This window comes from Parabacteroides sp. AM58-2XD (assembly GCF_003463685.1).
Taxonomy (GTDB): Bacteria; Bacteroidota; Bacteroidia; order Bacteroidales; family Tannerellaceae; genus Parabacteroides; species Parabacteroides segnis.
This window is the reverse complement of record NZ_QSDP01000141.1, coordinates 1-12975: the sequence shown is the minus strand read 5'-3', so window position 1 is coordinate 12975 and position 12975 is coordinate 1. Positions and strand designations below refer to the sequence as shown.

At 41.7% G+C, this 12975-nt stretch carries 6 protein-coding genes and 1 pseudogene; all 7 read left to right on the top strand.

The window, feature by feature from the left end:
- Window positions 1–339: 339 nt before the first annotated feature.
- Window positions 340–882 (top strand): RNA polymerase sigma-70 factor, encoded by a 543-nt coding sequence (locus DXA15_RS22865; RefSeq protein WP_128135562.1) that lies wholly within the window; start codon window positions 340–342, stop codon window positions 880–882.
- Window positions 883–953: 71 nt separating this feature from the next.
- Complete coding sequence (locus DXA15_RS27295) at window positions 954–1349, top strand: hypothetical protein (protein ID WP_233567560.1); 396 nt, start codon at window positions 954–956, stop codon at window positions 1347–1349.
- Window positions 1319–1918 (top strand): FecR domain-containing protein, encoded by a 600-nt coding sequence (locus DXA15_RS27290; protein ID WP_233567559.1) that lies wholly within the window; start codon window positions 1319–1321, stop codon window positions 1916–1918. The genes DXA15_RS27295 and DXA15_RS27290 overlap by 31 nt, the downstream gene beginning before the upstream one ends.
- 453 nt (window positions 1919–2371) lie before the next feature.
- Window positions 2372–5662: a TonB-dependent receptor gene (locus DXA15_RS22855; protein WP_233567558.1), complete on the top strand. Its 3291-nt coding sequence runs from the start codon at window positions 2372–2374 to the stop codon at window positions 5660–5662.
- A 12-nt stretch (window positions 5663–5674) separates the two neighbouring features.
- The gene (locus tag DXA15_RS22850) at window positions 5675–7282 is read left to right on the top strand and encodes a RagB/SusD family nutrient uptake outer membrane protein (protein ID WP_128135560.1); all 1608 of its coding nucleotides are present in this window, start codon (window positions 5675–5677) and stop codon (window positions 7280–7282) included.
- Window positions 7283–7389: 107 nt separating this feature from the next.
- A pseudogene (locus DXA15_RS22845) lies at window positions 7390–10046 on the top strand (sugar-binding domain-containing protein).
- Window positions 10047–10165: 119 nt separating this feature from the next.
- Window positions 10166–12781: a valine--tRNA ligase gene (locus DXA15_RS22840; RefSeq protein WP_128135559.1), complete on the top strand. Its 2616-nt coding sequence runs from the start codon at window positions 10166–10168 to the stop codon at window positions 12779–12781.
- Window positions 12782–12975: the final 194 nt, after the last annotated feature.

The following is a 12975-nucleotide window of genomic DNA, read 5'->3' as shown; positions in this document are numbered from 1 at the left end:
CATTTTTTTACTGGTTCACTCTTTGTCTTCCTTTCTTTCAATGGTTTGACATATTACAAATCTATCTTTTTTATCTTATCGAAATTCTATCTGCCAAACTAAGGTATTTTTTTATTACGTGGGGAATTTTCCCCATTGTAAAGGGGAATAATCCCCACCACAAAGGGGAATAATCCCCATTGTAGTGGGAAACAATCAGTAAAGTGACTAGGTTGTGTTGGCAAAGTGTTCCTGAAATTCACATGGGAGCGAAAAGAAAAGTGATAAATCTTGCTCGATTGTTTAAAAGTTAGAATAATATGTTACTTTTGCTAAAGTATAGAATTAACAGAATTAGATATGGTTTATCCCCAAAACAATTTTGAAAAGATATATAAACTGTACTATCCCAAGATGGTAGTATTTGCCAAGAATTACATATCGGCAAATGAGGATGTGGAAAATATTGTACAGGATGTCTTTTTGGTGCTTTGGGAGAGAAAAGATGAACTTGAATTGTCCTGTACACTTACTACCTATTTGTTTACCCTGGTCAAAAACCGATGTCTGAATTTCTTGCGCCATAAACTTATCGAAGAGGAATATAATACCCAGATGAAAGAAGAATTAGGCTTTAAATTATATGCGTTGGAATCGCTGGAGTATTCATATCATTCGGAAAAGGAATTGCAGGAAATAATTCAGAGGGCCTTGGATACATTGCCGGAACGTTGCCGGGAGGTTTTTATTAAAAGCCGTATCGAGGGACTGAAGTATAAGGAAATATCGGATGAGTTAGGAATATCTGTCAATACAGTTGAAAACCATATTGTTACTGCGTTGAAAAAGCTACGTGTAGCACTGAAAGATTATTTGCCTTTGCTCTTGTTCCTGGTTAATTAATGTTTATTTTAAGACGGTTTATAGTGGTCTGTCTCCCGGTAAGGTTTTAACTTTATAAATAGAAGAAAAATATGCATGATCTGTTATCAAAATATTTGACAGGAGATATTTCATCGGAAGAAAAACTAACTCTTTTTCAGCAATTAAGAGAAAATCCGGAATTGAAAAAAGAAGCAGCCGGTATACAAAATCTGTCGGCACTTGTTTCTATGGCCCGGGAAGAGTATCCTGCTTCTGATATGCAATATCGCTCGTTTGTTCATTTGAGAAAAAAGCGCGCGTTCTTCTTTAATATGCGGAGAATAGCCGGCTATGCGGCTATCATGGTATTTTCTGTATTATCGACCTATTTGTTAATGACTTATATGGGAGAAGGAAGACAAGAACTAGCCCGTTATCAGGAGTTTTCAACACCTCCCGGCCAACGTGCAGGGTATTGTTGGCCGACGGTACGGAAGTTTGGCTGAATGCCAATTCAACTTTACGCTATCCGGAACGCTTTAATTTGAAGCAACGGGAGGTTGAACTGCAAGGAGAAGCTTTTTTTGAAGTGGAAAAGAATAAAGAGAAGCCTTTTGTTGTCAAGACAAGCAAAATGGATATACAGGTAACCGGAACCAAATTTAATGTAAGCGCTTATGAAGCGGAAGCATATTTTGTTACATCTTTGGTTGAGGGAGCGGTTTCCGTTTCTTGTGCAAACGACTGGAACCGTACCTTTTCACTACGTCCGCAGCAGCAAATTATAGTGTCGGATTCTTCATCGGAAGTTGCCTTATTTGAGAATACCGATTTTCTATCGTGGCGAGAAGGCGTATTTGTTTTTGATGATATGTTGTTAACAGATATTATCAAAAAACTGGAACTGTTTTATGATGTGTCGATTGTTGTGAAGAACACGGAACTGGGCAGCTTCCGTTATACCGGAAAATTCAGACAAAGGGATGGAGTGGAAAGTGTTTTACGGAAATTACAAATTGTATATCCGTTCACTTATACAAAGGATGATGAGCGTAATCTGATTGTTTTACAGTAAATAAACCCTGACATCGAAAATATCAGTTATAGAGTCGTGGCATTGTCTATGACGGCCATTCGTACGACCTTACATACTATTATGAAAGATGAGTTGGCAGCGGGATCGAAATAGCCGAATATTTGGAATAAAACATCTTACAATATGATTTGTGTGTTAAATTATATTTAATTTCAGTTTGTTTGTAGTGGTCTTTCCGGCATGGAGGGTTTAACTGATAGAAACAGAGAAGAAAGTATGTATAACCTTAAAAATAAATGCCTATGATCTAGAAGAAATGAGGAAAGCCTTTTTATGTAAAAAGCAGACAAGTGTTCCAGCACTTGTCTGCCATACATCTAACACTCTTAGTCGAAAAAAGTATTAAACATTTAATTTTACAAAGGTATGGAAAAATATGCTTTGTCAATCTTTTTATTTCAAAGAAAACACTTTAAGAAGTTTTTTAATGTTATGAGAATTTCAATCTTATTTCTGTTTGTCAGCATTTTGGCATCTTATGCTTCAAATGTGAATTCGCAGACTGCAAAAGTGAATATTACGAACGCTCGTATGACGATCGGAGCCTTTATCAGGCAAGTTGAAAAGGAGACTGGTTATATGTTCGTTTATAATAAAGGAGAGATTGACGCAAATAAAACAATTTCTTTAAAGAAAGGGAAAAACACTGTTGTCGATTGCCTGAACACTATTTTTGATGGGTCCGGTGTTTCATTTGTTTTTGATGATGGCTATGTGGTCCTCACAAAACATGCACAGGACGCTGCGATAACACAGCAGGCCGGCAAAGTGGTAAAAGGTCTTGTTACCGATGAGACCGGTTTGTCTGTAATCGGTGCTAATGTTTTTGTTAAAGGAACGAACTTGGGTACGATCACTGATATGGAGGGTAATTTTAGTTTGGAAGTACCTTCGGAGAATGATATTTTGGTGGTTTCCTATATTGGTTATGTCGAACAGCAGATTCCGGTGAAAAACAGAAAAAACTGGGCAATCATATTAAAAGAAGATGCACAGAACCTGGATGAAGTTGTGGTTGTCGGTTATGGTACACAGCGCAAAGGTAATATTGCTACTGCCGTGACGACAATTAAGGCGGAAGCGTTACAAAATCGTCCGGTCCAGACGATAGGAGAGGCGTTGCAGGGACAAATTCCTGGTTTGAGCGTTACTTCAAAAGGGGCACCGGGCGAGTCACCTTCACTTCAATTGCGTGGTTCTTCCATGCTGAAATCCAGTACTGCTGAAGCGGATAAAGAAACGTTGCCCAGGCTGAGATCCGAAACCAGTGGTCCGTTGGTGTTGGTGGATGGTGTGCCTGCCGACTTCAATTTTCTGAATCCGGAAGATATTGAAAGTATCAATGTCCTGAAAGATGCTGCTTCTGCTGCGATTTACGGTTCACGTGCCGCAAACGGAGTTCTTTTGATCACAACCAAACGTGGAAAGATGGGCAAGCCAACTTTCCGTTATAATGGATCGGTCGGAGTTAATACACCGATGTATATGCCAAAACCGATCAGTTCTGCCGAATATGCAAGAATAAAAAATGAAGCGGAAAGGAATATGGGGCGTGCTCCGGTTTATTCGGATGAAGATATCGCCATGTTTGCCAACGGTACGGATCTGAACCGTTATCCGAATACAAATTGGCTGGACCTGGCGATACAGAACAGCGTTACTACACGTCATGGTCTGGAGGCTTCCGGTGGTACGGAAAAGGTGAGATATCTGGTTAGTGCCGGTGTCGACCATCAGACCGGTGTCTTCCCAAATACACAGCAAAATGTATTCAACGTACGTTCCAGTACGGATATTACGATTACTAAAAAGTTCGGAATTTCTTTTGATATGCGTTATCAGTTAAGAGATATGGAGGCTTTGAATAATCAGGAGGACCTGTATAAGCAATTGATTGTTGCCGATCCGACTATGGTGGCTTATTATACAGATGGTACATACGGATATAATCCCGGTTTCTTCACTAATCCGCTAGTTCCTCTGTATGAAGGCGGAGAGAAGTTGACAAACAGACATGAAGCTTCGGGTATTTTCAAGCTTGATTATGAATTTATCGAAGGATTGAAATTTACCGGTATTGCCAATGTGAGATATACATTCCAGAATGAAGAGTCAAGGGGGCGTAAGACGTTTTATAAAAACTATTTCACTGGGGAAGAGTTTGAAAACGGACTGAACTCTTTCACCGATCGTCGTGATTACAACGCTTACTATAATTTGCAGGCTTTGTTGAACTATAAGAAAAGTTTTGGCGTTCATAACCTGGATATTCTGGCTGGTTACCAGCAGGAAAGTGAAAATACAGACTGGCTGAAAGGTGCCCGTTCCGGCTATCCGACCGATATTATCTGGGAGTTGAATCCGGGACCAAAGGATAACTGGAGTAATGACGGTAACGGTGAGCATTGGGCGTTGGCTTCTTTTATCGGCCGTATCAATTATGATTACGACAATAAATATATTTTATCTGTAAGTATGCGTTCAGATGCTTCTTCCCGTTTTGCGAAAGGAAGCCGTTGGTCTACCTTCCCGTCTGTAGCCGGTGCATGGAGAATTTCCCAGGAGTCGTTTATGGAAGGGACACATAATTACTTGGATGATCTGAAGATCAGAGCGTCTTGGGGGCAAACCGGTAGTGCAACAGGATTAGGTCTTTATCCGAGTTATACATTGATCTCTACAGGTGGTTTAATCCTGAATAATGCTTATCAGCAGATTGCATCTTTGAAAACAATCGGAAACACGGATTTAACCTGGGAACATACGGATATGTTGAACTTCGGTCTGGATGTTAAAATGTTGAACAGTCGCTTAAACTTTACGGGCGACTATTATATCAAAAATACAAAAGATATTTTGTTGGAAATGCCTGTACCGTTGGAATATGGTTTCGGTAAACCGAATATGAATATCGGTGAGGTGCGTAACAAAGGTTGGGAGTTGACTTTAAGTTGGAATGACCGGATCAATGATTTTGGTTATAGTATATCGGGTAACTTGTCGGATAACCGGAATGAAGTAATCGACTTGGGGGATACAGGTCCGTGGAAAGGTTCCGACACTTATACGGCAGTCGGATTGCCTTATAACTCTATTTACGGATACGAATCGATGGGGTTATTCCAGTCTGATGAAGAGGTGGCCAATGCTCCTTTCCAGAATTCCAATACGGCAGCCGGTGATATACGTTATAAAAACCAGAATGGAGATGATAAGATCGATGCTAACGACCGTGTTGTGATAGGTGATCCGAACCCGCATTTCTTGTATGGTGTGAATCTGGGATTTGATTACAAGAACTTTGATTTGAATATGTTCTTCCAGGGGATCGGGCAGAAAGACCGGATTATAATGGATAATTTTGTCAGACCGTTTTATGATTCTTCCATTTTTGAACATCATTTGGATTACTGGACACCGGAAAATACAGGAGCCAAATATCCGCGTATTTTGAATAAGGACGATGGAACGCATAATTATCAGCAGTCTGATTACTGGATGATCAATGCCGGATATTTCCGTATGAAGAATTTACAGATTGGATATACTATTCCGCGTGAAATATTGAGACCGGCAGGTTTTGACAGAGTTTGTATCTATTTCTCTGCTAATAATCTGTTTACTGTTTCCGATTTTGTGCCGGGTATGGATCCGGAGTCTGATAAATCCGTATCTTATCCGTTTGCCCGGACATATTCATTTGGTTTAAATGTTCAATTTTAAAAAGCTGGAAAAATGAAATCAATAAAAATATATATATGTGCAGCCCTGATGGTGCTAGGTGTTTCTTCATGTGACAGTTTCTTGACCACTCCTCCTTTGGATCAGATTTCCGAAGATCAATGGTGGGGGGATAAAAACCAGACGGAAATGATGGTGAAAGGAGCCTATCAATATGTGTATGGTCCGAATGAAGTGGTGCTCCGTGATTGTATCAGTGACAATGCGACACACCGTGAAGCAAAATACAAAGAGATTGGCAACGGGACTTATACGACCCAAAGCGCTGCGGTTAAAGATGAATGGAAATATGCTTCTATTGCTAAGCTGAATTACATATTGGAGGGTATTGAGAAGGCAAGAAACCTGATATCGGAAGAAGAATATCTTCGTTTTAATGCGGAAGTGCGTTTTATTCGCGCCTTTGTTTATTACAATATGGTTTTCTTTTTCGGGGATGTGCCTTTGATCACTAAGACGTTGAGTGTGGCAGAAGCTCGTGAAACGTCCCGGCAACCTCGACAGGAAGTATTGGATTTTGTACTGAAAGAACTGGAAGAAGGTGTGCTGCCGAATATCGATAAGGTATCCGTAACAGAAAGCGGTCGTGTAAGTAAACAGGTAGTGAATGCTTTCCTTTCCCGTGTTTATCTGTATGAGAAGAATTATGAAAAAGTACTTTATTATACGAATGAGGTAATCAAATCCGGGAAATACGAACTTCACCCCAATTATGAAGAATTATTCCGTCCACAGGCTGATGCCAGCAATAAGGAAGTGATTTTTGAACATCAATACAGTTCTCCGTTGGTTGTACATGAACTGAATCGTAACTTATCTCCGGCCTCTTCCATTTATGCCGGTTGGTCCCATGTGTTGGGGTTGCAGGAGTTGGTGGACGATTATGAATGTGTGAACGGTCATCCGGTATCCGAATGTGAATCTCTGGGGTGTGAATATTTCCAGAAAAGGAAAGATGCGGAGGCTGAAACGCATCGCGGAGAATATGATTTCCGCGATCCTCGTCTGGCAGCAACGATCATGTGGCCGTATTGGGAATGGAAAGTTGGTGGGAATGTTTTATCCCGTTATGGTGTGGATGATCCGGACAGTAAGGATTATGTGAAGAAAGAAACGCATATGACCGGTTTTCTGGTTACAAAGTGGGTGGATTTGCAGGGTGAATATGCAGACCGTACACGTGGTCAGAAGAATATGACGATCCTACGTTATGGAGATGTTCTTTTGATGCGGGCAGAAGCTTTGATTGAATTAAGTCAGGATCTGGGTGAAGCTGTCGCTCTGATTAATCAGATCCGTCAACGGGCGGGGATGCCCGATATCGCAATGGCTTCTCAATCCGTATTACGTGAAAAGTTGCGTCATGAAAGACGTATAGAAACAGCCTTTGAGGGGTTGCGTTATTTCGATATTATTCGTTGGCATATTGCCGATAAGGTGAAATCCGGCAAAGTATATGGAGCTCGTTTGAAGGCTATCAGTGATGCAATGGATAATAAGTTTGTAGAAGAACGTTTCTGGAATGATAAAATGTATTTGTTCCCGATTCCTCAGGAAGCAATAGATAACAATCCGAATTTGGTGCAGAATAAAGATTGGTAACGATGGTTAATGACTAGGTTGGAGAACCCCGGATCTGAATTTACGGAAGAAGATTCGGGGTTTCTTTCTAAATGTAAAAATGATTGATTCTAATAACAGACTATTTTATGAAAAAGAATATTTTAGTGTTGCTATTTTGGGTATTGACATTAAATCTGTCCGCCTTAGGGTTACCGGAATTCTCGACTGCCGGTTTTTATGAATTACCCAATACTGGCCGTGAAGTTTATTCCATGAATCTGGCATGGAGGTTTATAAAAGGTGATGTACAGGGAACTCCTTATGCCGTGAATTTTGATGATTCCGGCTGGGAGATTGTTTCTGTTCCGCACGGATTGGAGTATCTGCCGATGGAAGCCAGCGGTTGTGCCAACTATCAGGGTATTGCCTGGTATCGTAAACGTTTTACTCCGGATGAACATCTGAAAGGAAAACAGTTGTTCATCCATTTCGAGGCGATCATGGGAAAAAGTGAAATCTATGTGAACGGGCAGTTGTTAAAAAAGCATTATGGCGGATATTTGCCTGTTATACTGGATGTAACGAATTTTCTGAAATGGGGTGAAGAGAATGTGATAGCTGTAAAAGCGGATAATAGCGATGACCCTTCTTATCCGGTCGGTAAACCGCAAAATCTACTGGACTTTACTTATTTCGGTGGTATCTACCGTGATTGTTGGCTGGTTGCACATAATGACGTGTTTATAACCAATGCGAATTATGAGGATGAAGTGGCAGGAGGAGGTTTGTTCGTTTCTTACGCAGATGTATCTGAAAAAAGTGCCCTTGTAAACCTGAAAGCCATATCCGCAATAATTCGGCAAACGATAAAAATGTTACGGTTACTTTTGAGTTGAAAAAGAAATCAGGTGAACTTGTCAAGCGTGTATCGAAGAAGTTGACTGTGAAGAGGGGAAATGCTTCGTATGCTGTTGGTTCAATGAAAATTAACGCACCTTCTTTATGGAGTCCCGATCATCCTTATTTATATGATTTGGAAGTGATGGTCAAAGGAGCTAATGACCAGGTTGTGGACGGTTATCGTCAGAGAGTGGGTATCAGAAGTATAGAATTCAGGCAAACGGAAGGCCTGTGGATAAACGGCAAACCTTACGAAGGAAAGATAATGGGGACGAACCGGCATCAGGATTTTGCCGTTTTAGGTAATGCTTTACCGAATTCGATGCAGTGGAGGGATGCTAAGAAGTTGCGTGATGCGGGTTTGAAGGTTATTCGAACCCATTATGTGATAGACCCGGCTTTTATGGATGCCTGTGATGAATTAGGTTTGTTTGCGCTGGTTGAAGTTCCGGGTTGGCAATTCTGGAATAAAGAACCGGTCTTTGGAGAACGCCTTTATTCGGATATACGGAATATGATCCGTATACATCGTAATCATGCTTCTTTGTTCTTTTGGGAACCAATCCTGAATGAGACGCATTATCCGGAGGATTTTGCCAAAAAGGCATTGGATATTTGCCTGGAAGAATATCCGTATCCTTATAGTATTGCGGCTTGTGATGACGGGGCGGCTGGAGATCATTATTATTCCTTGTTATTGCGTCCGATCGAATCGAAATTACGGACAGATAAAACCTATTTCATTCGTGAATGGGGAGATAATGTCGACGATTGGAATGCCCAGAACTCGGATAGCCGTGTGGCACGGGGATGGGGAGAAGTACCGATGCTGCTTCAGGCGGAGCATTATGCGAATCCGTCTTATGTAAAGGATTATCCGGTTTTATGTTATGAAACGATCTGCAATAAACCCGACCAGATTGTCGGTGCCTGTTTCTGGCATTCGTTCGATCATCAGCGCGGTTATCATGCCGATCCTTTTTATGGCGGAATTATGGATGCTTTTCGCCAGCCGAAAGCGTCTTATTATATGTTTATGTCGCAGCGTTCTCCGGAAAAAAGCGATTTGATTGCGGATAATGGACCGATGATCTATATAGCACATGAACTTACACCTTTTTCACCGAAAGATGTGACTGTGTATTCCAATTGTGATGAAGTACGTTTAACAGTCTTCAAGAGTGGAAAAGAATATATTTATAAGAAAGATCCTGATCATAAAGGCATGCCGTCTCCTATAATAACTTTTGCGGATGCATTTCATTTTATGGAATGGAAAGCGATGGCACGTTCGGGAAGGCAGGATGATGCGTATCTGCTGGCCGAGGGATTGATAGACGGGAAAGTTGTAGTGAGTGATAAACGCTATCCGTCCGGTCAGGCTGATCATATTTCTCTTCGTCTGGACAATGAGCAGGTTCCTTTGAAAGCGGATGGCTCCGATGTGGTAACTGTTATTGCCGAAATCGTAGATAAGCGCGGAACGGTAAAACGTTTGAATAATTCAGTTATCCGGTTTGAGATAGCAGGTGAGGGACGTTTGCTGGGAGATGCTTCCGTGGATACCAATCCGTGTCCGGTCGTTTGGGGTTCTGCTCCGGTCCTGGTACAATCGACAACAAAGTCGGGTAAAATCAAAATCAGTGCTTCCATGCAAAATCCGGGGCAGTCACGTCCGTTGGAGGGGATACTAGAGTTTGAAAGTGTAGCAAATGATCAAAAAGAAGTTTTCTCACAGAAAGAGTTATCCTTATCCGGACAATCCCGCTCTGTAGTTAATCTTTCCATTAACAAAAGTGATCTGGAAAGGGAGAACGAACGTTTACGTAAAGAATTAAATCAATTGAAAGTGAAAGATGTTGAAAGGCAACAGACGCAGTTCGGTGTAGGGATCAACGATTGATGTATCCTGATTTTATAGGCGGAACATGCTATATGATAATATTTTTTGTACCTTTGCAAATCAAAAATAACAGGCTGGTTGGCCTATGTTTAATAAGGATATAATTAGAACAAAACAATATGGAAATTGCAAGTAAGTACAACCCCGCCGAAGTAGAGGGAAAGTGGTATCAGTATTGGTTGGATAACGGCTTCTTCAAGTCGAAACCAGACGGCCGTGAGCCGTATACAATCGTCATTCCGCCCCCTAACGTCACCGGCGTACTTCATATGGGACACATGCTTAACAATACCATTCAGGATATCCTGATCCGTCGTGCCCGCATGCTTGGGAAAAATGCTTGTTGGGTACCGGGCACCGACCATGCTTCTATCGCTACTGAAGCGAAGGTTGTAAACAGACTGGCTCAGCAGGGCATCAAGAAAACGGACCTGACCCGCGACGAATTTTTGAAACATGCCTGGGAATGGAAAGAAGAACATGGAGGTATTATCCTGAAACAGTTGCGCAAACTGGGTGCTTCCTGCGATTGGGACCGTACGGCTTTCACGATGGACGAAAAACGTTCGGAAAGCGTATTGAAAGTATTCGTAGACCTGTTTGAAAAAGGACTGATCTATCGCGGTGTACGTATGGTAAACTGGGATCCGAAAGCTCTGACTGCTCTTTCCGATGAAGAAGTAATTTATAAGGAAGAACATAGTAAATTATATTATCTCCGTTATAAGATCGAAGGTGAAGACGGTTATGCTGTTGTTGCAACCACCCGTCCGGAAACGATCATGGGCGATACTGCCATGTGTATCAATCCGAACGACCCGAAGAACCAGCACCTGAGAGGTAAGAAGGTAATCGTTCCACTGGTAAACCGCGTGATCCCGGTTATCGAAGACGATTATGTAGATATCGAATTCGGTACAGGTTGTCTGAAGGTAACTCCGGCGCATGACGTAAATGACTATATGCTGGGTGAGAAATACAACTTGCCATCTATCGATATTTTCAACGATAACGGTACATTGAGCGAAGCAGCCGGTTTATATATCGGTATGGATCGTTTTGATGTTCGTGAGCAGATCGAGAAAGATTTGGAAGCAGCCGGCCTGCTGGAAAAAGTAGAAGCATATGAAAACAAAGTCGGTTATTCTGAACGTACAAACGTTCCTATCGAACCGAAGTTGTCTATGCAGTGGTTTCTGAAAATGGAACATCTGGCTCAGATTGCTTTGGAACCGGTTATGAATGACGAACTTAAATTCTATCCGCCTAAGTTCAAGAATACATACCGTCACTGGATGGAAAACATCAAGGACTGGTGTATCAGTCGTCAGTTATGGTGGGGACACCGTATCCCGGCTTATTATCTGCCGGAAGGTGGTTATGTAGTAGCCGAGACAGCAGAAAAAGCATTGGAACTGGCAAAAGAGAAGAATCCGGCATTGACAATGGCCGATCTGCGTCAGGATGACGACTGTCTGGATACCTGGTTTTCTTCCTGGTTGTGGCCGATCTCTTTGTTTGACGGTATCAATAATCCGGATAACGAAGAAATCAATTACTACTATCCGACCAGCGACCTGGTGACAGGACCGGATATTATCTTCTTCTGGGTTGCCCGTATGATTATGGCTGGTTATGAATACCGTAAAGATATGCCGTTCAAGAATGTGTACTTTACCGGTATCGTTCGTGACAAACTGGGACGTAAGATGTCGAAATCATTAGGAAACTCTCCCGATCCGCTGCTGCTGATCGAACAGTATGGAGCCGATGGGGTCCGTATGGGGCTGATGATGGCTGCACCTGCCGGTAACGATATTCCTTTCGATGAGGCATTGTGTGAACAAGGACGTAATTTTAATAATAAGATATGGAATGCCTTCCGTCTGATCAAAGGTTGGACGGTAGATGATAAGATCCCACAGCCGGAAGCATCGGCAACTGCTGTTAAGTGGTTTAAGATGCAGTTGGACAAGACGATTGCCGAAGTGGACGACCTGTTCAGCAAATACCGTTTGAGTGAGGCAATGATGATGATCTATAAATTGTTTTGGGACGAATTTTCTTCCTGGTATCTGGAAATGATCAAGCCGGGTTATCAGTTGCCGATCGATAAGGTGACTTACGATGCGACACTCGGTTTCTTCGATGCCTTGCTTCGTTTGCTTCACCCGTTCATGCCGTTCATTACGGAAGAATTGTGGCAGGCATTGGAACCGCGCAAGGAAGGTGAAAGTTTGATGGTGGCTTTGATGCCGGAAGTAGCTCCGGTCGATAACGCCTACCTGGATGCTTTTGATGTAGTGAAAGAAATTGTTAGCGGTGTCCGTACTATTCGTTTGCAGAAAAATATTCCGAACAAGGATACATTGGCTTTACAGGTTTTAGGCGATCATAATGATGCTTTCAATCCGGTTATTGCCAAGATGTGTAACCTGTCTGAATTTACAAAGACTGACGATAAAGCGGCCGGTGCTGTTTCTTTCCTGGTTCGTACAACTGAATATGCTGTTCCTCTGGGCAATATGATCAATGTGGAAGAAGAATTGGCAAAACTGGCTGAAGAACTGAAATACCAGCAGGGGTTCCTTGCTTCCGTACAGAAGAAGCTAAGTAACGAAAGTTTTGTAAGCAAAGCTCCTGCAAAAGTGATCGAAATGGAACGCAAGAAACAGGCGGATGCCGAAAGCAAGATCAAGTCGATCGAAGAAAGCATTGCCGCTTTGAAGAAGTAAAACGCTATTTTACCCTATTATAGGTCCCATATTTGTTCTGAATCAGACAAATATGGGACTTTTTGTTTTTTTGTTAAAAAGGTATAGAGCCTGTTTAAATTTTGTAGTTTGAAGTAAAAAGAGTGTTTCTTCTTTCCGTCAAAATGATTATTTTTAGTTACCAAGCTTCAAATAATTATGTATTGTACGGATTT